The organism is Bacillus sp. FSL R5-0659, assembly GCF_038008785.1.
In the GTDB taxonomy this organism is placed as follows: domain Bacteria; phylum Bacillota; class Bacilli; order Bacillales; family Bacillaceae; genus Bacillus; species Bacillus safensis.
The window spans coordinates 2,079,351-2,102,923 of record NZ_JBBOZU010000001.1; the positions used below are offsets into that span (position 1 = coordinate 2,079,351).

The 23,573-nt window shown below is 42.3% G+C and carries 25 protein-coding genes, 1 pseudogene and 1 other annotated feature; of the genes and pseudogenes, 9 read left to right on the plus strand and 17 right to left on the minus strand.

The features are described 5' to 3' along the window. Nucleotides 1-20: 20 nt before the first annotated feature. The 5 genes from NSQ72_RS10540 to NSQ72_RS10560 form a co-directional block, all read right to left on the minus strand. A complete protein-coding gene (locus NSQ72_RS10540; protein ID WP_082672218.1) occupies nt 21-1,151 on the minus strand; it encodes a S8 family peptidase in 1,131 nt (376 codons plus the stop codon). A gap of 111 nt (nt 1,152-1,262) precedes the next feature. Continuing rightward, nucleotides 1,263-1,484: a hypothetical protein gene (locus NSQ72_RS10545; RefSeq protein ID WP_039179694.1), complete on the minus strand. Its 222-nt coding sequence runs from the start codon at nt 1,482-1,484 to the stop codon at nt 1,263-1,265. Between the two features lie 267 nt (nt 1,485-1,751). Next, complete coding sequence (locus NSQ72_RS10550) at nt 1,752-2,204, minus strand: GNAT family N-acetyltransferase (protein WP_039179697.1); 453 nt, start codon at nt 2,202-2,204, stop codon at nt 1,752-1,754. Further along, nucleotides 2,191-3,372, minus strand: a complete 1,182-nt coding sequence (locus NSQ72_RS10555) for a TIGR00375 family protein (RefSeq protein ID WP_341083997.1) — start codon at nt 3,370-3,372, stop codon at nt 2,191-2,193. The genes NSQ72_RS10550 and NSQ72_RS10555 overlap by 14 nt, the downstream gene beginning before the upstream one ends. After that, nucleotides 3,369-3,926 carry an NUDIX hydrolase gene (locus NSQ72_RS10560; protein WP_039179704.1) on the minus strand — a complete coding sequence of 186 codons (558 nt, stop codon included), beginning with the start codon at nt 3,924-3,926 and terminating at the stop codon, nt 3,369-3,371. The genes NSQ72_RS10555 and NSQ72_RS10560 overlap by 4 nt, the downstream gene beginning before the upstream one ends. A 168-nt stretch (nt 3,927-4,094) precedes the next feature. Here NSQ72_RS10560 and NSQ72_RS10565 point away from each other — a divergent pair, with 168 nt between their 5' ends. Continuing rightward, the gene (locus NSQ72_RS10565) at nt 4,095-5,015 is read left to right on the plus strand and encodes an aldo/keto reductase (RefSeq protein ID WP_341083999.1); all 921 of its coding nucleotides are present in this window, start codon (nt 4,095-4,097) and stop codon (nt 5,013-5,015) included. A gap of 115 nt (nt 5,016-5,130) precedes the next feature. Here NSQ72_RS10565 and NSQ72_RS10570 read toward each other — a convergent pair whose 3' ends face one another. Next, on the minus strand, nt 5,131-5,523 hold the full coding sequence (locus NSQ72_RS10570) for an LCI fold-containing protein (protein ID WP_235354765.1): 393 nt from the start codon (nt 5,521-5,523) through the stop codon (nt 5,131-5,133). 188 nt (nt 5,524-5,711) lie between these two features. Beyond that, nucleotides 5,712-5,936 carry a YqkE family protein gene (locus tag NSQ72_RS10575; RefSeq protein ID WP_039179706.1) on the minus strand — a complete coding sequence of 75 codons (225 nt, stop codon included), beginning with the start codon at nt 5,934-5,936 and terminating at the stop codon, nt 5,712-5,714. Nucleotides 5,937-6,059: 123 nt separating this feature from the next. Here NSQ72_RS10575 and NSQ72_RS10580 point away from each other — a divergent pair. Beyond that, nucleotides 6,060-6,985 (plus strand): annotated as a pseudogene (locus NSQ72_RS10580) (alpha/beta hydrolase). A gap of 26 nt (nt 6,986-7,011) precedes the next feature. Here NSQ72_RS10580 and NSQ72_RS10585 read toward each other — a convergent pair. The 5 genes from NSQ72_RS10585 to NSQ72_RS10605 form a co-directional block, all read right to left on the minus strand. Then, on the minus strand, nt 7,012-8,274 hold the full coding sequence (locus NSQ72_RS10585; RefSeq protein WP_024428051.1) for a response regulator aspartate phosphatase: 1,263 nt from the start codon (nt 8,272-8,274) through the stop codon (nt 7,012-7,014). Between the two features lie 301 nt (nt 8,275-8,575). Then, nucleotides 8,576-8,815 carry a YqkC family protein gene (locus NSQ72_RS10590; protein ID WP_024422884.1) on the minus strand — a complete coding sequence of 80 codons (240 nt, stop codon included), beginning with the start codon at nt 8,813-8,815 and terminating at the stop codon, nt 8,576-8,578. Between the two features lie 12 nt (nt 8,816-8,827). Beyond that, nucleotides 8,828-9,154, minus strand: coding sequence for an iron-sulfur cluster biosynthesis family protein (locus tag NSQ72_RS10595; protein ID WP_047202238.1), 327 nt, complete (start codon nt 9,152-9,154; stop codon nt 8,828-8,830). A 79-nt stretch (nt 9,155-9,233) separates the two neighbouring features. Continuing rightward, a complete protein-coding gene (locus tag NSQ72_RS10600) occupies nt 9,234-10,208 on the minus strand; it encodes a GNAT family N-acetyltransferase (protein ID WP_341084000.1) in 975 nt (324 codons plus the stop codon). Next, nucleotides 10,205-10,684 carry a GNAT family N-acetyltransferase gene (locus NSQ72_RS10605; RefSeq protein ID WP_024428048.1) on the minus strand — a complete coding sequence of 160 codons (480 nt, stop codon included), beginning with the start codon at nt 10,682-10,684 and terminating at the stop codon, nt 10,205-10,207. Before NSQ72_RS10605 ends, NSQ72_RS10600 begins: the two co-directional genes overlap by 4 nt. 273 nt (nt 10,685-10,957) lie before the next feature. Between NSQ72_RS10605 and NSQ72_RS10610 the strand changes: the two genes are divergently transcribed. The 4 genes from NSQ72_RS10610 (at nt 10,958) to NSQ72_RS10625 (ending at nt 14,574) form a co-directional block, all read left to right on the plus strand. Then, nucleotides 10,958-11,407 carry a YfmQ family protein gene (locus NSQ72_RS10610; protein WP_064497564.1) on the plus strand — a complete coding sequence of 150 codons (450 nt, stop codon included), beginning with the start codon at nt 10,958-10,960 and terminating at the stop codon, nt 11,405-11,407. 152 nt (nt 11,408-11,559) lie between these two features. Beyond that, nucleotides 11,560-12,792, plus strand: coding sequence for a DNA polymerase IV (locus tag NSQ72_RS10615; RefSeq protein WP_039179722.1), 1,233 nt, complete (start codon nt 11,560-11,562; stop codon nt 12,790-12,792). A 15-nt stretch (nt 12,793-12,807) separates the two neighbouring features. Further along, a complete protein-coding gene (locus tag NSQ72_RS10620) occupies nt 12,808-13,152 on the plus strand; it encodes a YolD-like family protein (protein WP_047202242.1) in 345 nt (114 codons plus the stop codon). Between the two features lie 186 nt (nt 13,153-13,338). Beyond that, nucleotides 13,339-14,574, plus strand: a complete 1,236-nt coding sequence (locus NSQ72_RS10625) for an MDR family MFS transporter (RefSeq protein WP_039179728.1) — start codon at nt 13,339-13,341, stop codon at nt 14,572-14,574. 33 nt (nt 14,575-14,607) lie between these two features. Here the strand turns inward: NSQ72_RS10625 and coaA are convergent, their stop codons facing one another. Then, nucleotides 14,608-15,567, minus strand: a complete 960-nt coding sequence (gene coaA / locus NSQ72_RS10630) for a type I pantothenate kinase (RefSeq protein ID WP_039179731.1) — start codon at nt 15,565-15,567, stop codon at nt 14,608-14,610. Nucleotides 15,568-15,754: 187 nt separating this feature from the next. Here coaA and NSQ72_RS10635 point away from each other — a divergent pair, with 187 nt between their 5' ends. Then, a complete protein-coding gene (locus tag NSQ72_RS10635) occupies nt 15,755-17,083 on the plus strand; it encodes a CoA-disulfide reductase (RefSeq protein ID WP_144464509.1) in 1,329 nt (442 codons plus the stop codon). Nucleotides 17,084-17,146: 63 nt separating this feature from the next. Here the strand turns inward: NSQ72_RS10635 and NSQ72_RS10640 are convergent, their stop codons facing one another. Together NSQ72_RS10640 and NSQ72_RS10645 are read right to left on the minus strand one after the other, a co-directional pair. Further along, nucleotides 17,147-17,923 (minus strand): SDR family NAD(P)-dependent oxidoreductase, encoded by a 777-nt coding sequence (locus tag NSQ72_RS10640; RefSeq protein ID WP_341084001.1) that lies wholly within the window; start codon nt 17,921-17,923, stop codon nt 17,147-17,149. 12 nt (nt 17,924-17,935) lie between these two features. Beyond that, entirely contained in the window at nt 17,936-18,886 is a 951-nt protein-coding gene (locus NSQ72_RS10645) for an MBL fold metallo-hydrolase (protein ID WP_341084002.1), read from the minus strand. A gap of 166 nt (nt 18,887-19,052) precedes the next feature. Then, nucleotides 19,053-19,264, plus strand: a binding site (T-box leader). Between the two features lie 41 nt (nt 19,265-19,305). Between NSQ72_RS10645 and proC the strand changes: the two genes are divergently transcribed. Next, a complete protein-coding gene (gene proC, locus NSQ72_RS10650; protein WP_341084003.1) occupies nt 19,306-20,133 on the plus strand; it encodes a pyrroline-5-carboxylate reductase in 828 nt (275 codons plus the stop codon). A gap of 34 nt (nt 20,134-20,167) precedes the next feature. Here proC and NSQ72_RS10655 read toward each other — a convergent pair whose 3' ends face one another. Both NSQ72_RS10655 and NSQ72_RS10660 read right to left on the minus strand, forming a co-directional pair. Continuing rightward, nucleotides 20,168-20,647 carry a DinB family protein gene (locus tag NSQ72_RS10655; protein WP_341084004.1) on the minus strand — a complete coding sequence of 160 codons (480 nt, stop codon included), beginning with the start codon at nt 20,645-20,647 and terminating at the stop codon, nt 20,168-20,170. 130 nt (nt 20,648-20,777) lie between these two features. Further along, complete coding sequence (locus NSQ72_RS10660; RefSeq protein WP_341084005.1) at nt 20,778-22,391, minus strand: M20/M25/M40 family metallo-hydrolase; 1,614 nt, start codon at nt 22,389-22,391, stop codon at nt 20,778-20,780. A 140-nt stretch (nt 22,392-22,531) separates the two neighbouring features. Here NSQ72_RS10660 and namA point away from each other — a divergent pair, with 140 nt between their 5' ends. Continuing rightward, nucleotides 22,532-23,548, plus strand: coding sequence for an NADPH dehydrogenase NamA (gene namA / locus NSQ72_RS10665; protein WP_341084006.1), 1,017 nt, complete (start codon nt 22,532-22,534; stop codon nt 23,546-23,548). The last annotated feature ends 25 nt before the right edge of the window (nt 23,549-23,573 follow it).

Genomic DNA, 23,573 nt, shown 5'->3' on the forward strand with positions numbered 1-23,573 from the left:
CACTGCTTTCTCTTTTTCATTTATCGTGCGGCTTTTTGTACGTTCACAAGCCCGGCACCGTAATAAAAAGGTTCTCCAAGTTTTGTCGCCGTTTTTGACAGTCTCTCACGCACTTCATCGTTTGTCAGATTCGGATGTTTTGATAGAATGACAGCTGCAGCGCCCGTTACATGCGGTGATGCCATTGACGTTCCGCTCATGTAGCCATATTCGTTATGAGGAATGGTGCTCAGCGTTGAAACGCCTGGTGCTGAGACTTCCAGTTCTTCGCCAACAGATGAATCAAAAGCTCTTTGCTTTTTTTGGTCAACAGAGGCAACAGCCATCACGGAGCTGTATTTAGCCGGATAGTCAATCGTATTGAGAGATCCATAACTTCCTTCATTCCCCGCAGAAGCCACAATGAGAATCCCTTTATCATACGCTCGATCTACCGCTTCTTTCAGCGCCTCAGATTCACTTGCTCCCCCCATACTAATATTGATGACATCCATGTCATTCTCAATGGCCCATTCAATCCCTTTTATGATCCAGCTATAGTAGCCGTCACCATTTTCATCTGCCACCTTAACAGCATAGATAGAGGCTTTTGGCGCAACACCAACGACACCTACCTTATTATCTAAAGCGGCAATTGTCCCTGCCACATGCGTGCCATGTTTATGCGGATCTACAAGCGGATCGGACTCTGTCGGTACAAAGCTCACCCCGCCGGTGACATGTAAATCCTCATGTTTGCCGTCGATCCCGCTGTCAAGAACTGCTACTTTGACATTCTGTCCAGCGTATCCTTGTTTATGTACCTTTTGTGCTTTGATGCTTTTGATGCCATATGGAACAGTTTGACTGCTTGTTTTTGCTTTTTGATCTTCCTCAATGAAGGTCACTTCTTTTGCTTCATTCAGTTTCTTTTTCGATGTCTCATTCAACGACACTTTCATCATATCTATTTGCTCTATGGATTCTTTCACATGCCCGCCAGCTTCTTCTACAAGCTGTTTTTGTATTTTGTCTTGAACGGAAGAAGAAAAGCCGATCATGTACTCTTTTTTTGCTTGCTCCTTTGCAGAAATATCTGACGCGCCAAACATGACCGATGCCACAAGCACACTTGCCATACAAAGCCCTGCTCCAAATGACTTGACGTTCACGATACTCACTCTCCCTTTCGTTTCTTTTTGTCATTTAACTACATTTTTAGACAAAAAGAAACGACCGTTTGTCCTATTTTTTAAAATTTTTCCATTTATTTGATCTAGTTGTCACAAAAAAGCAAAATAAAAATGCTTATGATCCTCTTGATAGTGATCATAAGCATTTCGTCCTTTATGTTTTTTCATCATGTGCTGCAAGACTTCTTGTTTTGTTTTTGTCTTCCTTTCGTGTGTGCTAAAATGCGGCATGTTTCCTCTCGACAGTTCTGGATTACGGCTGTGCTGCCTTTGGATATGCTCTCGTTTTTTCTTTGCTTTGCTTTTTCCCATTTGGCAAAACCCCTTTCGTTGACGTTATGATACACGATGTTACATAAAAAAGATAGACGTAAATACGTCTATCTCAGATTGTTGACAAAGGGCTAAAATGATCTTAATTTTAGCCCTTTGTCTTCTTTTCAGCGTGATAGAAAACCTTTGCAGTCTAGGAAGGGCGGCTACCTTTGCGGAGCGAATTTGACATTCGTGAGCACCGGAGCGCAGACCTGACAACGAATGCAAGGGTTTGTCTACACGCTGAGATAGACGTAAATACGTCTATCTTTCTGTTTTTATCATATCAAAATGCGGAATCCCATCTTCATCATAAACATCTGAGACGACCTTGAAACCAAATGATTCGTAAAATGACTTCAGGTAGGCTTGCGCCTGTATTTTGACACTTGTTTCACCTAGTTCATTAAGCTTTTCCAAAGCCTTGATGAGCAGCATCTTTCCATACCCTTTTTTCCGGCCGGCCTGCGTCACAAGAACACGGCCGATGGACGCCTCTTTGTACACGATCCCGTTTTGAAAAATTCGGCAATAAGCCACAATGGTACCATTCTCTTTTGCGATGAGATGAATTGCTTCTTGATCCCTGTGATCAATTTCAGGGTAAGGACATGTTTGTTCTACAACAAACACGTTAACTCTTTCCATAAGAATCAAGTAAAGATCCTCTTTTGACAATTGTTCAAACGTTTGACATGTCCATTTAATGTGACTCATGATTGATATCCACCTTACCGTACACTCCGCCTCCACCAGCGATTAGTCCGACTTCGCCCTTTCTTGCTTTGATGATGTAGCCCGCTGTCTTTTCTGGCAAAACGGCTTTTAGTTCTTGTTCTGTTGCTTGATGCAGAATATTCATCTCTGTGTGAAACACGGCTTTTAGCTTCTCCAGCGTTTTAGGTCCAACACCCGGAATAAACTGGAGCGGGAGCTGATGAACATAAGGAGGTCTCATTCTTTTTTCACTTTCTTGGTCAGCAAGCTCTTTTAAACGCTCACTTACTCCTTTTGTCATCCGGGTATGTCCGCATTCGTGGCACTCTTCCTGATCTGATGCGTAAGGTCTTATCCCGCATTTCTCGCAGGTCGTATGATAATACTTCCCAAGCCGCGGAGCAAGTCCATAATTTCCTGTGACAACTCTACCATCTTTTTCTTCAAGGGCTAGCTTGAATTCGGCAAAAGAGGCATGATCCATTTTGATTTTTGTATATTCTCGCGCGATTTTCCCTAAAGAATGAGCATCTGAATTCGTTAAAAAGGGATACCGGTTCAGCTCACTCAGCTGGGACGCCATTGACGTATCACAGCTAAGACCAAGCTCAACAGCATCAATAAGATCAGGATCAAATACTTCCGTTAAAGAAGTGCTGACCCCTTTGCCGTATAGACTTTTATGCGGCGTAAAAATATGAGCAGGAATAAACAATCCTCCTAGCTCCTTTACTTTGCGCTGAAGTGTTTTCCCATCAACATAGAGGCGCTGTGAACTCAAATGCACATTTTTCATATGAAGCGAAAGCCATGCGGAGAACTCAGACATTTTGTGTAGTGTAGGCATAAATGCCAGCACATGAATCGGACCCTTTGAATGGTCATCATTGATTTCTAATTCACTGCCTAAAAGCAGCACTGTCGGTCCAAATGATAGACCGCCGTCATTTAGTTCCGTGTACCGGCCTTCCTCTACACCCTCTATTAACTCTTCTAAGACTTCTGGAGATTGTGCATCTATCACACCAATCATCCCCATCCCTTTACTTTCTGCAGCTTCAATGAGAATTTGGTCAATTGTCAATGACCTTGCACCTGTAATTTTGACAGCTCTGCCTGTTCTTGTTCTGCCAATATGAATATGGATGTCGGCAAAAAATTCCTTCATTTTGTTGACTCAAGTACCTCTTGCAGTTGTAAGTATTGAATGGCATAGGCTGTTTTTGCATCGTAAATATGCTGATCTTCAATGAGGTGCAAGGCTTCTTCTAATGAAACTTCCATTACTTCGACAAATTCATCTTCATCCAGCTCTCTTTTTTCTTCAAGCGGAACTAGCTGATCTGCTAGATAAATGTGAACAATTTCATCTGCAAAACCAGGTGATGTATAAAAGGCCGTCAGCTTTTGAAGCTGCTGAGTTGTATATCCTGTTTCTTCTTCTAATTCTCTTAATGCTGTATGTGCCGGCTCTTCCCCTTTTTCTAGTTTTCCAGCCGGAATTTCAACGATGGCTCTCTCTAGTGCTTTACGGTATTGTTTGACCAAGATGATTTTATTTTCGTCTGTACGTGCAATGACAGCTACTGCACCAGGATGTTTAATGATTTCGCGTTTGCCTTGTTTTCCGTTAGGCAATTCTACATCTTCAAGTACCAAATCAATGATTTTTCCGTTGTATAATTCTTTCGACGATAATGTTTTTTCTTCAAAGTCCTTCAATTTTGTCAGCTCCTCGTTCTACTTTCACTTTTTACTTCATTTATTTTAACATAGATGATTTAAGAGAAGCGAAAAGCGAAACGCTTGCTTCAATGCGCCATTTGAAATCACCTAGCTTGAATTCCTGATTTTTTTCACTTAATGTGAAAGGATAGGAGTGTGATGGAATTGAAAAAAAGACGTATTGGCACCTCAGATCTTTTAGTGAGCGAGGCGGCACTAGGATGCATGTCTCTTGGGACTGATAAAGAAAAAGCGCTCTCTTTATTAGATGAGGCCATTGATCTCGGAATTAACTATTTGGATACAGCCGATTTATATGATTTTGGGACAAATGAGGAAATTGTTGGGGAAGCCATCAAAAATAGACGGCAAGATTTGATTTTGGCGACAAAAGGCGGCAACCGCTTTGAAAAAGGCAAACCAGGCTGGGACTGGGACCCTTCAAAGGCGTACATAAAGGAAGCAGTAAAACAAAGCCTCAAGCGGCTTCAAACAGATTATATTGATTTATATCAATTGCATGGAGGCACGATTGATGACCCCATTGATGAAACGATTGAGGCTTTTGAAGAATTAGTAGAGGAAGGCGTTATTCGCTATTATGGCATTTCATCTATCCGCCCAAATGTCATTAAAGAATATGCCAAAAAGTCCAATATCGTAAGCGTGATGATGCAATATAGCTTACTCGACCGCCGCCCGGAAGAATGGTTCTCTCTTCTTGAAGAACAAAGCATTAGCGTCGTCGCAAGAGGTCCTTTAGCGAAAGGATTATTAACTGAAAAACCACTTTCTCAAGTAAGTGCAGCGATTCAAAAAAACGGCTATCTTCAATATTCATTTGAAGAGCTCCAGCAGATCATTCCTTCTTTAAAGAAAGTCGCTTATGACCTGTCCCTCACCGAACTGTCCATTCAATATGTACTGAAACATTCTGCGGTCAGTTCCGTTGTATTTGGCGCGAGCTCGGTGGATCAGTTAAAAGAAAACATAGCAGCAGCAAATGCACGTTCTTTAAGCGACCAAGAAGTCAAAGCAGTAACTTACTATACAAAACCGTTTGTGTATGAAGCGCACCGATCCTAATAAGAAAAAATCACATCATTTGATCTCGTCAGAATGTAGAAAAACTCATGTTTTTCTACATTTTTTTTATGTTTTTCTCTATATAAAATAAGGAGGGGCTAAAAGCCCCGTTGTCTTATCTTGCACTTTCGTAATATGCATAATTTCCAGATTTGCCTTTAAAATAATATGTAATACCGAATTGGTTGAAACTATTTGCAAAAACGCCATTATTTGAATGCATACATATTCTATTAGGTTTTACTTCAAAAGAAGCATCAGCGCAACCTACAATTGACGTAGCCTTTGTACTCACATCCGCATTTGTTGCAAGAGTTTGTCCAGAAACAGGTAAAAGCAATCCTAAAGATAAAGCGACTCCAGCCATTGTTTTTCTCAATTTCACGTGAATCATCTCCATTACCAAATTTTGTAATACATCTTCATTATAAGAAGAAATATCCTCCACCAAAAGGGTCTCAATGACCATATTTTCAATAAAAAGGAATTTAAATAAATCAATACTCACCTTTTTACTTCTGTTTCAAACATAAGTTATGGGATTTCGTTTCGTTTGACTGTAAAAAACAAACATACTGTCACGATTCTGAAATGAAGTGATGTGAAGGAGGCAAAAATGCTTTTCTATTTAAGGACTCTGTGGATCTATCTCAAGGATGATGACATGAAAAAAAGGAAGCATCATTGCTCCCTTTTTTAGCTTTTATACTTTCTCCAGTCTAAATGGCTTTCATCTAGCAGCTCTGAAAAGCTTTTATTTTTTTCTTTTTCTTTCTGCTGCCGAAGGAGGTCTTGTCGTTTTTGTTCTTCTCTTTTTTCTGTTTCGACGGCAAGGTTCTGTTTCATTTGAAGAAGCTGCTGTTTGACATCGTCCTTTATGCCGTCCTTTAATTTCGCTTGATCCTGCTTGGTCTTTTTCATTGTGCCTCTCTCCTTTTGACTTAGTGTATCATCCGTTTTATTTTCTGAGCAAGAGGCACGCCCATCTACCAAGATGTGGTATGATCGTCATAGAAAAAACTCTGGAAAGGAAGAATCGGCTAGATGAAGAAATGGATTGCTATATTTGCCTTCATATTATGTCCACTCGCTTAATCGGCATTTTTTTCACCAATAAAATGATGTATATTCGAAAATTAACGAATGAAGAGCTCATCAAACGAGAATCAGATGGAGGCCATTATCATCACGAGGAATTTCAGCAGCTTAAGAAAGAGAAAGTGTGTATTCCTTCAGCATTTGGTTATAATCTACATGGCTATTTTGTACCGTATCCTCATACAACACGCACAATCGTACTTTGCCACGGTGTGACAGTCAGTTTGATTAATTCCGTTAAGTATATGAAATTATTCCAAAAGCTCGGGTGGAATGTGCTGCTTTATGATCATAGAAGACATGGGATGAGCGGCGGGAAAACCACGAGTTATGGATATTATGAAAAAGAAGATCTAGCAAAGATCGTAAAGTGGCTCAGACAAAGACTCGGAGAAAGTGCCATCATTGGAATACACGGAGAATCAATGGGTGCAGTCACGACCTTGTTATATGCCGCAAAGCCGGAAGCAAACGCCAATTTTTACATAGCAGACTGCCCTTTTGCTTCATTTGAGGACCAGCTTATGTATCGATTAAAAACAGATTTTCGCCTTTCAGGGCAATGGATTCTTCCACTAAGCGATCAAGTGTTAAAATGGCGGGACGGATACCGCATCCGGCAAGTTTCCCCTCTTGATGTGATCGATCGGGTGAAAGAACCTGTACTTTTTATTCATAGCCGCCATGACGACTATATCCCCTGTGAGCAAAGTCAGCAGTTATATGCACAAAAAAAGGGAGACAAACAGTTATTTATTGCGCCACACGGTGCGCATGCAATGTCTTTTAGCGAAAATAAGGAAGCTTATGAGCAAGAAATTCAAGCATTTTTTCAAAGATTTGAATTGAATGAAAATAAAAGAGGAGAATGAACAGCAGTTCGTCCCCTCTTTTTGAGCTAACTTATGCGATAGTCACCACTGTTGTATGGTGTCTGCCCGCAAGCTCCATATGGCTCTCTTCCGATTGCTGCTGACTCATGACCGATAATCCTGCAGTTGCTGCCAATAAAAGAACTATCAAACTCGTTTTCATATAAATGACCCCCATTTTGAATTTTTGATATGGCTTGAATTTTCCTTTCGTAAAACCGGGTAGATACTTCAAACAGTCCAAGCTCATTGTAATAATGAGCCGCATCAAGTGCCAATTCCTCAATATCTGGGTATAAGCGCTTGTCCTCGAGCAGGTCTAATGTATCGTCTATGATTGTTATGTCTGCATCAACGTACAATGCTTTTAAGAACTGAAATTTGCAGATGTAAATTTCATCTTCTAATTCACAGGCCTTCATAATACCTTGTTGATAGAGGGTTAACGACTCTTCTATTTGTTTTTGTTTAAACAGGATTTGTGTCAGCATAAATAGTGGGTCTAGAGAGCGATTAAGATGGGTTAAATTCTCCTTTTCAAACACTTCAATAGAGTCTTTCAGATAACGGCTTGCTTCCGCAAGATCGTTCATTTGATAATAACAGTTACCTAAGTTGAAAAGGGCCGAACCTATGACTCGAGGGTTTCCAATTGAGCGTGCTCGCTTTAGAGCATTTTTAAAGTAGGGCAATGCATGTTCATAGCATTTCAAATCATCATAGTTTGCACCAATGACAAATTCACAGTGGATGATTCTCAGCGTGTACGTTCTATAGGCAGAATACGTATCTAACGCTTGCAAGGCATAGTGCATCGAAAAGTGGGTTTGTTTCATGTGGTAGTAAATTTCTGCTAATTTAAAGTAAAATTCTGCTCTTTCTATATCATCTGATATGAGATTGAGCTTTTTTTCTGCTGAGCGGTAATAAGCAATGGCACTTAAGTAATTTCTCTGTTCAAATTCAAACATTCCTGTGAAAAAATGAACATAGTATTCAAGCATATCCGTTAATTTCGTTTGTGAATGTTCGATCGTTTCTAGCAAATTCTTAATCTCTTCATCATTCGAGGCTTTCTTTGCCGGTTCAAAATATTCAAGCATTACCTTGTGGCGAAAATCCATCAGCTGGTAAAACAATAACAAGTTTTGATCCTGCTCCATCTCCAGGATTTCCTGCTCGATCTCCGCCTTCAGTTTCTCTGCTTTCATCACATGAAATCCGCAAATCTGCCTATACCATTCGTTTATTTTGATTCCAACCTGAGGCGATGACAGCTTGAGCTTCAATTCACTTTAGCACCTCCCTTCTCATATACGATACATGTTGTATTCTATCACATTTCCTCGAATGGAAGAAATATGAAATGTCATTTTTCGCAAAGTTTTCGGTATCCCGCAATAAACGCTGCAAATGCCTATTTTTCGGCATTTACAGCGTTTATTTTTTTATTTCCAGCTTGCTCATTTTGTCGAATTGTTTGTTGAAAAACTGCTTTTTTCGCTTCAAAAGATCATTTTTCAGATTAGACAATCGTGCCGTTTGATGAGATGATGAACGCACGAAAAAAACCCTTTCGAAAAAGGGCTTTTATAATACATCTGTTACTTGGTCCATATTCTCTTTGATCCAATTAACAGCTAATTCGAGCGTTGGAAATTCTTCCGTTTCAAATGTGACTTCATCTTGAAGAAGCCAAACGTCCTTTTTCACCGAATCCATTCCACCTATTGACCAGTGCAAAAGGCTATAGGGATGATTGTTATTTAAAAACGACACCCATGTTTTATTTTGTGCCGTATTTTGTATCACTTTTAGCTTTTGATCCACTACATTTCCACCTTACTTTACAAGTATACCCATTCTCGGGCTGAGTATTTGTTGAGGACTTTTCAACATAAGTGTGTTGGCTTTTTCATTAAAATCAATCGTCATTTCCTCGTCAAAAAAGACCTTTTGTGCTGTGTGTATGTACAGCTTAAAGAGCTGATTATGCTTGAGCTCTTCCCATTCGCCTGTTCTTTCACCTGTGAGCCAAATCATTGGGACACCGCTTACCGCACAGCCGCACCCATCTGAATCATATCGAAGGAGCAGTTCTTTTGTTTCATGCGCTGCTTGTTGTTTTGTAAGGAACGCTGCTGCTGGTTCTGTTATATGAATATACATGCCGAACATCCTTTTTTCGTTGATTGTTACATTGTAACATATCAGTCATTAATTAAACATGTTCACGTCCTGCCAGCTCTTATGTCTGATCGTTTTTCTTTAACTGCTCTGACCAATTGTACGCTTCTTGTTCAATTTCTTTAATGAGCCCATCTTTTCCTTTCATATAACTTGCCATATCTTCAGGATATGTTTTTGCCAATTGACGCTTTTTATCGGCATAGGCTTTGGCACGATCAGGTGCAGCTTTTAAATAATCTCGGAACACCAAATGCCTTTTTACATCATCATGTCCAGCTTCATAGGCGTGAACGTGATGTGTTCGATTCAAGCCGCCTTTTCTAAAAAAACGTCTTCCCTTGAGTCCATTTTCTCCGAGCGGTTCATATCCAAGCTGACGAAACAGGTGGTTACATTCATCTAAGCGACTGATATGCTTCACCTCTAGCAATATATCAATAATTGGCTTAGCCGCCATTCCTATGACTGACGTACTGCCAATATGATGGCCATATACCCAGTTGTCGCCAACTATCTTTTTCAGCTTATCATGCTCATCTTGAAATTGTTTTGGCCAGCTCGCTTGGTATTCAATCACTTCCACTTTTCGAAGCATCAAACGTTCCATCTTTATTAACATCAGATTGTTTTCCACCTGCAAACGATCCTTCTGTTTAAACCCTAGTTTTTCATAAAGCTTGATTGCTGGTATATTTGCTTCCGCTGTTGTGAGCTCAATTGTTTTTTGATGCTGGATGATGGATTGCAGGAGCGCTGTCCCGATTCCTTGATTGACATGATGAGGGTGCACAGCTAACCGGCTGAGGATGATTCGGTCGTCATGCAGTTCATATGAAGCGATCCCTAACAAATGCCCCTCTTTTTCAAATCCTATGAAAATCTCATTTGTTTCTATTATGTCTTTCACCGTTTCTTTTAAGGGCGGTAAATCTTGATAGCCAATTTGCTCTGCCTCCCGCTGATATGCAGCCAATTGGATATGTAACAGCTCTTTTGCTTGTTCTTTATTTTTTTGATCCTGTCTAATGATCATGCTTTCGCCTCCAGCTTTTTCACAAACAGCACCCTGTCTTCATGAATGCCGTCGTAATCTGAAAAAACTGAAATGCCATCGACCGTCTTATCTCCCTTTTCTATCTGAAAACCGAGCTTTGTATGGTAAGCAATCGAGACTTTATTGACAGGAGCTGTGATGGCCTTAATCGTTGTTCTTCCTTCCTTTTCAGCCGCTTCATAAAACGCTTGATAGAGAATTTTGCCAATCTTTAATTTTCGGTGGTCTGGATGTACCCCCACAAAGTGAATATACGCTTCATCTGAATGCGATTGCGATAAAAAACCGACTAAAAAGCCGATCAGTTCACCTTTTTCAACAACGACAAAACTTGTTTGCTGAAAATGTTCGAAAAATAGCTTTGGCAATTTTGCGCGCAAATCTCTGCCTCCCCACCAGCTTTGAATGACGGATGTGACCGCATAAAAATCTGACGGCTTCACTTGACGTATCATGATGGCCTCGCCCCTTTTCATTTTTAGCTGTACCGTTTCACAAAAAATCAACTGTTTCAATAGTCTACCTGTCTGATCAATTGTTTGTAAAGGTGATGTATCAGCCTTTTTTCCTTTCAGCTTTGTTGGTTCTTCGTTCTTTTGCTGTCATCTCCTTTTAAATCTTCACACTTATTTCAAAAAGTTCACTTTTTGTGCGAAAGATCCATTCTTTTGTTATGTTAAAATTATTCATATAAGAAATGTAACAAAAGTTTATTGGAGATGATGATATTGGTTTGGATTGTTACTTCACTTGTTGTGTTTAGTCTTTTAAAGCTGCTTGTCACTTCGCTGCCTTCTGGTGTTGTTGAACGCCTTTTTAGTCGTTATGCGGTGCATGCAAAAGTAACAAGTGATCAAACAACGATGACGTTTCAAGGACGTCCACTCGATGATCAGCGAACATCTGAAATTATTCAACATTTTAATGATGCGATCTTTATTGAACGTTATTATATTTATCCTGGTGACGAAGAGCGTTTTCTTCATCCGCAGGAAGGACCAGCGCCGCTTACCATGCAAACAAAGCTTGGCAAGCATGATGTGACCCTTTATCTGTATCATTACGATGACCACGTGGATGTGGTGCGGCAGTTTACCCATAAGCCTAAGAAAAAGCTAACGGCCTATCGTTTGCGTTCTGAGCCGCTCCAAGCATCCAATAACTTGGCACATGCTTAAAATGGCTCATTTTACACAGATGAGACGAAGTGGAGACACTTCGTCTTTTTTGTATGGATTTACACTCTTCTCTTTGAATGATTTACCAGTATCAATTTCACCTTCTGGCGGTTAAAATATATACAGAACATACGTTCTAAGAGGTGAAAATGATGAATGAACGAGCCATTCTGCTTGTGGATATGCAGTCATTTTATGCGTCGGTCGAAAAAGTGGAGGCTCCCCATTTAAAGGATGTGCCGCTCATCGTCTCAGGAGATCCTGAGCGGCGGAGCGGGGTCGTACTTGCGGCCTGCCCGCTCGCTAAAAAACGGGGCGTACAAAATGCATCAAGATTATGGGAAGCACAGGAGAAATGCCCTGAAGCCGTCGTCGTACGTCCACGTATGCAGCGCTACCTTGATGTTTCTGTCATGATGACAGAACTGCTTGAACAATACACAGATCTTGTCGAACCCTATTCAATTGATGAACAGTTTCTCGATATTACAGGGAGTGTGACACTACTCGGTTCACCCCGCGAGATCGCCCAAAATATACAAACGACTATTATGAACCAGACGGGCATTTACGCACGTGTTGGCATTGGTCCTAATAAAGTGCTCGCTAAAATGGCCTGTGACCATTTTGCTAAAAAAAACACATCTGGCATCTATGAGCTTCGTGCAGACCGGGTGGCGGCTGATTTATGGCCGCTTCCGGTTGGAAAACTATTTGGCGTCGGTAAACGAATGGAGCACCATTTAAAACGAATGGGCATCAGTACCATTGGGACACTTGCTACTTATCCGTTAGACCGGCTAAAAAAGCGCTGGGGAATCAACGGGGAGCTTCTGCAGCGAACTGCTTTAGGACACGACCCTTCCCCGGTCACTCTTCACACACATGATCAGCAAAAAGCGGTTGGGCATCATATGACCCTTCCCCATGATTATGCGTCCTTTGAGGACATCAAAGTCGCCCTTCTTGAATTGAGTGAAGAAGTGGCAAGACGTGCGCGCTTTAAGCATTATGTTGGGCAAACGGTGTCTGTTGGCGTAAGAGGCGCTGATTTTTCTCATCCGACTGGATTTCATAGACAAATTAAGCTCCATTCACCCACACAGTACGGGACAGATATTGCAGATGCAGCCATTCAGCTATGTCAGCAGCACTGGGACGGCCAGCCCATTCGCAGTGTAGGCATTACTCTCTCGCAGCTGCAGCCTGACAGCCAATATCAGCTGAGTTTATTTGATCACCATTTAAAAAAAGACAGACTCAGCAAAGTATTTGATGCCATCCATATGAAGTATGGACCTGCTGCGCTCTTGCACGCTTCGTCACTAACAAGCGCAGGGCAGGCGTATCACCGCGCCGAAAAAATTGGTGGACATTACAAATAACGGAGGCGAACAGCCATGAATCCCAATAAATTAACACCTGGATACAACATCATGTGGGAATCAAGCCGAATGATGCTCCCAGAGCACCGTGAACAGCTGCTTGCTCAAAAACGGAAGAAAAAAGAATACACGCCTCCTCCGCTGAGCACTGATCAGCTAGAGGAAATGAATTTTTTGATCACACAGTCGATTACAGAGGATCAAGCGATTTGCGTGACATATGCTGCAGCAGGTATGAAACAGCAGTTTTGGGGCTGGGTGAAAGCCATTCATTATGAAACGCAGCGCATCAAAATCGTCAATGATGAAGATGTTCTCCACCTGTCCTTGCAGCAAATTGCCGCGATTGATCTTGATTAAATGGTCTTTAAGTGATCGTACGATCAGCAGATCTAAAAGACATAGAAGCATCGGCAGAAAAAAATTTGCGGGCTATTCGGAGCTCCTCTGTCATATGGTGGATGTCTCCTCCATCAAATTGTGTATTTAATTTGCACAATTTTTCATGTATGATTGGAACATCTTAACACTCAGGGGAGAAACAGCATGAAAAATAATTTACGTACTTTACATCCACTTAGTTGGACGATCATCATCGGCACCATATTCGGCCGAATGGCGACGTCCATGAGCATTCCTTTTTTGGCCGTTTATTTGACACAAGTCAAAGGGGCTTCAGCTTCTTCAGCTGGGTTAATCATTGCCGTCAGCTCCCTTATTGGGATCGTTGCGAGTTTTTACGGCGGCTATGTTTCTGACCGAATCGGCAGAAAAAAAGTCATGCTTCTATCCATCTTTGGCTGGTCATTTGTCTTTGTTGGCTTTGCGTTTGCAGATGCCATTTGGGTCTTCTTCCTCATGAACGCTTTAAATGGACTGTGCCGGGCACTGTTTGAACCGACGTCTAAAGCACTCTTATCTGATGTCACCCCATCAAGTATTCGGTTATTTGTTTTTAATTTACGGTATACGGCCATTAATATTGGTGTAATCTTCGGCCCGCTGCTTGGCTTATATCTCGGGTCATCGAAAACAACGTTTCCATTTCTTGTCGCTGCCTTTATTTATTTGTTATACGGATTAACACTGGCCTGGCAATTTCAAAAACATCCAGTTGCTGCTCCAGAAAGCACAAAACAAATCAGCGTCAAAAAAGCCCTTTCCATTATTCAAAAAGATACGGTCTTTAGCATCATCCTCATCGGCGTTACCTTATGTTCGTTCGGGTATTCGCATTTAAGCTCAACACTGCCTCAATACTTATCAGCGTCACCTATGATTGAGGATGGTCCTAAACTGTTTGGATATCTTTTGTCTTTAAATGCAGTGGTTGTCATTGTCGTACAATACCCGCTCATCATGATTGCGAAGCGCTACTCCACCATCTTGTCGCTGACCACCGGGAATATTCTCCTTGCCGGCAGTTTGTTTGCCATTGCTTTTTCACAGAGTCTCGGCATGCTTGCTTTCATCATTGTCGTGTTTACGATTGGCGAGGTTCTGCTGTTTGCGATGATGGATCTTTTTGTAGACAATATTGCAAAGCCTGAAGTGAAGGGATCTTACTTTGGTGCGATGGGATTTTCTCAGCTCGGCAGCGTCATCGGACCATTTGTCGGCGGACTGTGCATTGACTATTTTGGCGCAGCCCATCCCCTCTCCATTTTTACGGTCTTGTCGATGATCACCATTGCAGGCGTTCCATTCTTACTCATAGGATATTACCGTTTAAAAAAGCGATCGGCGGCGGCCGTAGCTGTTAAAGTAAGTGGAGATCATTAAAAAAACCGCTCTCTCGTTTGAGCGGTTTTTTCTTTATACCCGGCGGATGGCGATCTCTTCCACCTTGTGCTGATCACCTTTTTTCAAAATGAGATCAGCTCGATATTTTGTCGGCAAAATATTTTGATATAAATTAGGCCGATTCACGGTATTCCAAATCGTGCTTGCCATCTGATCTGCCTCTTCATCCGTCAAATCTTTATATTGATGAAAGAAGGATTCAGGGTCTTGGAAGGCTGTTTCCCTTAGCAAACGAAACCGTTCTTTATACCATAATTGAATTTGCGTTTCAGCGGCGTCTACATAAATCGAAAAATCAAAGAAATCTGATACAAACACACGCGGTTCATCCTTCAGATCATCCAGCGCTGGTGATTGGAGCACATTGATTCCTTCAATAATGACAATATCCGCATCCTCTACTGTTTCATACACCCCTTCAAGCCGATCATAGGTCAGATGCGAATATACCGGGGCATGCACAGTTTGTTTACCTGATTTTAATTCATTTAAAAAAGACAGCAGGGCTTTGACATCGTAGCTTTCTGGAAATCCTTTCTTTTCCATCAGCCCTCGATCCTTTAATTCTTTTTGAGGATATAAAAAGCCATCTGTTGTCACAAGACTTACCTTCAGCCCATCTCCAAGCCTCGATAAAAGCGTTTCAATGATACGAGCCGTTGTGCTTTTCCCAACAGCTACACTTCCAGCAATCCCAATTAAAAAGGGAATTTTGGCATGATGCGGGTAGTTTAAAAAGGCATTCACATGCTGGTTTTTTTGTTTTTCTGCAAAGACATGTAATGTCAGAAAACGAATAAGCGGTATGTAAATATCTCGAACTTCTTCGAGCGATAAATAGTCATTTAGCCCTTGCAGCGCTCTCGCTTCCTCTTCTGAAACAGATACCGGCATATATTCTCCAAGAGCGGCCCAGGCCTCTCTCGTATGGCGCGTGTATAACGTATTAAAATCTAGTCGCGTGTCACTCAAAGTCTTTCCCACCAATCTTCACTAAACTCGTAACCCAAAAAGACGATAATCCGATTGTAGCTTAAAATGAAGGCGCTGTCTTTATTTTTCAACTAAAGTTTGCTTCTTTTGCAAAAAAAGCATTAAAAAAAGGGATATGAGGGTAAATAAGAGTATTCAGTACGATAGATAGAAGGGAGCACACCAAATGAAATATGTGATGATTGGCGGAGATGCAGCAGGAATGAGCTGCGCTATGCAAATATATAGAGAGGATCCAAATGCACACATTGTCGCTTTTGAGAAAGGAGAGATTTTCTCATATGGACAGTGTGGACTCCCCTACTTGATCGGCGGTCTCATTGATCATCACAGAAAGCTGATCGCACGCAGTGCTGAAACTTTTCGTGAGAAATATGGAATTGACGCCAGATGCTTACACGAAGTGACCTCCATTGACCCAGAGCAAAAAACAGTGTCGGGTCATCATACAAAAACAAAAGAACCTTTTACAGAAAGCTATGACCGTCTTTTAATTGCAACAGGAGCAAGCCCTGTCACACTGGATTTAGACACTCAGCCATTAGAAGGCGTACACGTATTAAAAACCATCCCGCATGCGCTGTCCATTTTGAACCATTTAAAAAAGGACATCACACATGTCACCATCATTGGCGGTGGATATATCGGCCTTGAAATGGCTGAAAATTTAAAAGCGCTCGGAAAAAACGTACATATCATTCAGCGGGGAGCAGCACTCGGCCCGGGCTTTGACTCCGATATGGCAAAATATCTTAAAGACGAGGCTGACGCCAAGGGTATTCACGTATCACTTGGAGAAACAGTGCAGCAATTAGAAGGCAAGTCACATGTCACAGCTGTTATCACAGACAAACAAACCATTCAAACAGATATGGTCATCATGGCCATCGGCGTCACTCCGCAAACCTCCTTTTTACATCGTACCGGTATCAAGCGTCTTCAAAATGGCGCTATTGCAGTAAATCAATACATGCAAACCAATATAAAAGACATTTATGCTGCTGGTGATTGCGCGGCGACCTATCACCGCATCAAAAAATCACTGGATTATATTCCGCTTGGCACAACTGCGAATAAACAAGGGAGAATCGCAGGCTTTCATATGACAGGAACAAACCGGGCATTTCAAGGCGTGACTGGAACAGCCATCATGAAATTTATGGACGTGACAGCGGGAAGAACAGGCTTATCAGAAAAAGAAGCAAAAGCAGCGGACATTCCTTTCTCCACCATCACCATTGACAGTACGGATCACGCAGGATATTACCCAGATGCGCAGAAAATGAAAGTGAAACTAATCTACAGAAGCGATGACCATACCTTGCTTGGTGCCCAAATCATCGGCAGAAACGGTGTAGATAAACGGATCGATATCGTGGCGGCTGCCCTTTACCAGGAGCTGACTATAACAGATCTTGAAGATTTAGATATTAGCTATGCACCGCCCTTCAACAGTGTATGGGACCCGCTTCAGCAAGCGGCAAGACGGATATAGAAAGTGGCGCAATGAAGCCTTACCTCAAAAAAAGAAACCAGTTCAAAACCGGTTTCTTTTTTGTTACTTTTTCATCAACGCTTTGCGTGCTGCTTTTTCAAATAAAAATGGGAATAACTGATACAATTTGCTGCCAGCGTTCATCCACCCGGGCAGATTAATCTCTCTCTTTTTCGTCATCATGGCAGATACGACTTTGCCTGCCACCTTGTCCGCACTCAGCATCATAAAGTCAACGTTCTTCACATATTCACCGCTGCGGTCAGCGATGGTAAAGAAATCTGTTGCAATCGGTCCTGGATTGACTGTCGTCACGTGAATGCCTGAGTCTGCCAGCTCCATTCTGAGGCTGTTTGAAAATCCAAGAACGGCATGCTTTGATGCGGAATAAATGGCTGATTTTGGCGTCGCAACCTTTCCTGCCTGGGATGCGATATTGATAATATGTCCCTGCCCTCTTTGCTTCATCTCAGGGATGACCTTTTTCGTGCAGGCGATTAAGCCAAACACATTCACCTCAAACATCGACACCATTTCTTCGATGGACGCATCTTCGACGAGATCGAATACACCAAAGCCGGCATTGTTGACCAAAATATCGACCGGCCCCACTTCTTCATACGCGCGATCAATGTCCTCGAGCTGACTGACATCAAGCTGAGCGATGTGACACACCCCCCCAGCGCTCATAATTTTTTCTTTCACATCTGTAAGCTTTTCTGTTCGTCTTGCTGAAATAATGATTTCTGCGCCTTCTCCTGCTGCCAAGTACGCCATTTTTTCACCAATGCCCCCAGATGCGCCTGTAATCCAAATTCTCTTTCCTGTCAATCGCCCCATGCGTTTCACTCCTTAGTTTGCCCTGTAATAGACGATTCTGTCTTTTTGCATTTCTTCAATTTGCCCAGCCGCTAAGAGCACATCAAGCTGACCGACTGTCTCTGACATCGTTAAAAACAAGGCCTCTTCATATAGCACTGGAAATAGCTTACGGCAAAGATGAAAGGCCGTCATTTCTTTTTGTTTGAGCAGCTGATACATTGTGTTTGCCCGTTTTTCTTGTTTCTTAAATCTTTCTTCGATCAATTCATGGTGAGCCGTGATGAGCTGACCGTGTCCCGGATAAATCGTTTTGATTGGCAGACGCAATAACCGATTAAGTGATGCTTTATATTGAAGCAGTGATTTTTGACGTTCCTCACCTTCATACGGTGCTTCCATTAACGGATTTGAGGAAATGGTCGTCAAAAGCAGGTCGCCGCCAATAAAATTCCCCGTTCTTTCGTCTAGAAAGGAAAGGTGAGACTGTGCGTGTCCGGGTGTTTCCATCACAAAGAAGTGTTCATGCCCGCTTAAACGATCACCTTCTTTTATGACCTCATCTACATGTGAAGTACAAGAATATGTATAAGATTGCTTCACCATTTTTTCACACTCATTTTGTCGAAGCGGCACACCTAACTGCTGAAAAAAAGGAACCATAAAGTCCACTTGGCGCTGCTTAAACACTGGATCCTGACTAATATACGGCTCATTTAGCTGGTGCCCGATCACACGGACATGAGGTTTCATCAAATTCAATAGACCGACATGATCTGCATGATGATGGGTCAGCACCACTTGATCAATATCGTCTATCGATAAACGATGTTCCTTTAGTTGCGTGACAAAGGCATGCTCTGCCTCTTCTGTCATCGGCCCGCAATCTACTAAGGTTACGGCCTCTCCTTTTAATACATATGCATGCACATCCCCAACGGCAAACGGCGTCGGGATGGATAATTGAATGATGTCTTCTTTCACTTTTATATGTCATCTCCTGCTTTTTGACTCATGATTGTGGGACTCAGTCTTCTTACTTCATTGTATCTTGCAAAAGGCAGACTGTCATGCGGTTTAGATGGGCAATTTTTTAACTCCCCCTATTGACATAAACTTGTCCATCGTTGCATAATGAACAACAAATATATGATGCGCGATGACAAGGATTAGTAAGCAAAATAATGATGCAAGAGAGTGAGGTCCGCCGGCTGTAAGACTTCACCATCCTCTTATTTGCTGAACCTGCCCTTTGAGCTGTTAGGCAAACCTAAACGTTTCCCGCGTTAAGGGACTAGAGCTGAGTATGCATGTTTGCATGCTAATTGAGGGTGGTACCGCGAAAAACCTTTCGTCCTTTTCAGGCGAGAGGTTTTTTTATTTTCTACAAGGAGGAGCAGCTTATGAGTAAAATTGGATTTATCGGTGCAGGCTCGATGGCAGAGTCTATGATCAAAGGTTTATTAAAAAGCGGCATGATGTCGAATGAAGATATCATTGTCACAAACAAAACGAATGAAAAACGATTAGAGGAATTACAGGCGCGATATGGGGTCAAACCGGATTTCGCTCGCTCCTTTATTTATGAAGAAGCGGATATTCTCGTTTTCGCCTTAAAACCGAAGGATGCAGAAAGCGGAATTTCTGAAGTCCAGCCTCATTTACATGGCCAGCTGATCATTTCGATTTTAGCGGGTATTTCCATTGAAACGATTCAACACTATGCTGGCGGAAAGAGTGCAGTCGTTCGTGCGATGCCAAATACATCAGCGGCGATTCAGCAGTCAGCAACAGGTATTGCCGTAAGTCAAGAAGTGACTGAGGAGCAAAAGAAAAAGGCTGTCGAGCTGTTTGAAACAATCGGGCATGTCACCGTATTAGATGAATCGCAGCTAAATGCGGTGACAGCCATCGCAGGCAGCGGCCCTGCCTTCATTTATCATTTGATTGAAGGAATGGAGCGAGGTGCTTCGGAACTTGGAATTGACCAAGCAACTGCGAAATTACTCATTTGCCAAATGATTGCAGGCGCCGCCAATATGCTTCAAGACAGCGGAAAAGAACCTGCCGAACTGCGCAAAGAAATCACAAGTGAAGGCGGAACAACAGAAGCCGGCCTGAACACACTGGCTGCCTATCAATTTGAAGAGGCCGTTGTCGATTGTGTCAAAACAGCCACTAAACGCGCAGCAGAATTAAACGAAATGTTTTCAGCAAGCACGTATAAATGAATTTGAAAGCACCTGTTTTGATGCGGGTGCTTTTTCACTGCCTCATTGACATGATGGCTTTGATTTGATCCAGATGATGTTGTTCATGTAAAGCGATGGTTTCAGCTAATATTTGAACGGTCATCAGTCCTTCTTCCGGATGCAGGCCTGATTGTTCCCATATATCTTTTTCTAATAGCCTAAGCGTGTTGTATCTTCTCTCTTTCATCCGTTTGATCAATGCTTTGATCTCCTCTGCGTTATACCATTCATACGCTCTTTCTTTCACATACATTTCAGGATCATACGATTGAAAGGGCGTTTGATCATCTGATATCGCCTGCTCTATCCGCTCTGACCAGACTTCTTCTGTGTCATACAAATGACAGGCGAGCTGCTTGATTGACCATTTCCCCTCCCCTAAAGATTGATCCAGTGTGTTATCATCACAAGCCTCCACTAGCTTCTCAAGTTCACGCATACTTTCCTGAAGCGATGTGATGATGTCTGTTTTTGTTAATATCCCAGTTTCCATTTAATGTTCTTACCCCCTTCAAATAAATGTAAGTCTTCATCAATATCATACTCTATTTATCTAAGTGGAAAGATCGTTTATTTAAAAATAGAAGCCCTATCATCAAGATAGGGCTCTTCATCACATCTACTTACTTTTTCTCTAATAAAGCATGAATCGTTGATTCTAGTAATTCTGGCAAAATGCCAAAAGAGAACGGGACGTGCAGCCGCTCTGTCCATTTGTGCGGGTCCTTTCCTAATGGACCCACGTTGATGACTGGAACGTAAAGGGCTTCCTTTTCTCCTTGCGGTAAAGAATAGCCCTTTTGGTAAAGCGGCATATTGGTCGTGTAATGACCTACCTCCTGCTTTTCGAGCTGTAAGTAACTTAAATCAGACAATCCCGGGAAATATTTCACTTCCTCTACTTCAAGTCCGTACACCTCTTTTGCCTCTTCTTGAATCTTCTTGAATGTCTTCTGAATATGCGGATCTTCTGTTGAGGACACAGAAGGGTAAAATGGCGGACTATAAAATAGAACAATCAGCGGTCCTTCTTCCTTACAAAGCGTCGTCAGCTCCGAGACAATTTTCGTTGAAAAATCACGATCTCCAAGCTCACCCCGGTTGGCAAAGGCATAGTTGACAATGCGCTCAACCTCCTGTTCACCAGAGCGTTCTGCGGCCTTTTGATACAGCTCGTGATACGTGAGTACCGTAACCCGGGTGTCAATTGGTGTAAAGTGTTTGAATCGCTGAAAGTCAGCTGTTTTTTGCTGAAGATTGGCCTCGATTTGGTCTGCTGCTTGTTTCGCAGTATCATAGAGAAGGCCGTGCAGTTCTTCACTTGAACGTTTCATCATGAGCACATTAAATAAAGATACGGCTGTGTGAGGTGTTTGAACGGAATAGGCTTCTTTCAAGTCCTTTTGCATTAAGTTCGTTGGGGGCGGAGTTACTTCACCATCTACTTCCTCACAATAATCACTATTGAGCTCTAACAGCCGGTTTAGTTCAGATACCATAAAATTCGCATTTAAACCTGAGAATGGCTCTCCTACATGCGTTTCAATCCCTTTACAGAAAAATCCGGCTAATACCTTTCCTATACTGCCTGTATACATATAATGATGTTCATCCCCTGGATACTTTTCAAACATGGGCTCACTGTTCAAACACGCGGTATAGTGAAGGTCATGCTTTTCTTTAAGCTCCTTTAGTTTCGGGACAGCCTCAAGCATTCCTTGTGAATTCACTTCTTCATCAGGGACTGTGACGAGCAGGACATTTCCATCAAATGTTTCTGTCATCGCTCTTTCCAGCATAGAAAGCTGCACGGTGAGACCTGCTTTCATATCCATGGCCCCTCTCCCAAACAGCCAGTCGCCTGAAGCAAGGTCCTCTCTTGCCCTCTTTGGAAGAAGCGCACTTTTTTGCGAAAAGGATGCCATTAACTCTTCAGGCTTGCATGCCATGTTTTGAAATTCGCCGTAATCTTCTGTATCAACTACATCAAAGTGACTAAGAAGCAGCACGGTACGCCGCAGCGTACTGCGCTTCACAAGTGCCGTTAAATAATACCGGCCATCTTTCATCGGATGCAAAGCCAAATGATCAGGGTTCTGCTCAAAATAAGGCCGTTCCCTTAGCAAATAATATAAGTATTCCGCTAACGCGACTTCTCCTGTTGTACCTGATATGCTTTCATATTGCATAAGAGCTGTCAGGAGCTCCTTTAGTTCACTCTCTGTTTGCCATTTCATCCGTTCTCCCCCTTTGATGTCTCTATCTCTCCATTATACAAAAACGTGTATAAAAGCTATATTCTTTGAGCACCTTTTATGACGAAAGTTTGAATGGCTGTTATAATCGGCTATACAATTCCATGAGGAGGCGAAGGTATTTGGAAACAAAACTCTTTTCACCTTGGACATTAAAAGGTGTTACACTGAAAAACCGCATCGTGATGTCCCCGATGTGTATGTATTCATCTTATGACCGTGATGGGAAATTACAGCCTTTCCACTTCACACATTATATTTCCCGTGCACAAGGTCAGGCTGGCCTCATCATGGTGGAAGCAAGTGCTGTATCTCCTGAGGGAAGAATTAGTGATCAAGACCTCGGTATTTGGAGCGATGAGCACATTGAAGGTTTCGCTTCATTAAACGAACAAATCAAAGCATACGGAACGAAGACAGCCATCCAGCTAGCCCATGCAGGACGTAAAGCTGAACTTGATGGGGACATCCTTGCACCATCAAGCATTCCATTTGATGAAACATCTAAAACCCCTATCGAGATGTCTGTTGATCAAATCAAAGATACCGTTCAGGCGTTTCAGGATGCAGCTGTACGGGCAAAAAAAGCGGGCTTTGACATCATTGAAATTCATGGTGCACATGGCTATTTGATCAATGAATTTCTTTCACCGCTGGCGAACCACCGAACAGACGACTATGGCGGTTCACCAGAAAACCGCTATCGTTTCTTAAGAGAAGTCGTAGACGCGGTCAACGCCGTATGGGACGGACCTTTATTTGTCCGTGTGTCGGCTTCTGATTACACAACAAAAGGACTTGATATTGCAGATTATATTGGGATTGCCACTTGGCTCAAAGAGCAAGGTGTCGACTTAATCGATGTCAGCTCAGGTGCTGTCGTACAGGCGAAAATCAACACATTCCCCGGCTACCAAGTAACATTCGCTGAGAAAATAAAAGAAGGTGCCGGCATTCAAACAGCAGCTGTCGGTCTGATCACATCTGGTGTACAGGCAGAGGAGATTTTACGAAATCAGCGTGCAGATTTGATCTTTATTGGCAGAGAATTTTTACGCGATCCATACTTTCCAAAAACAGCTGCTCAAGAGCTCCGTACATCCATTGAAAGCCCGCATCAATATGATCGCGCTTGGTAAAAGCTCTTAGGAAAAAAGGTGTCTA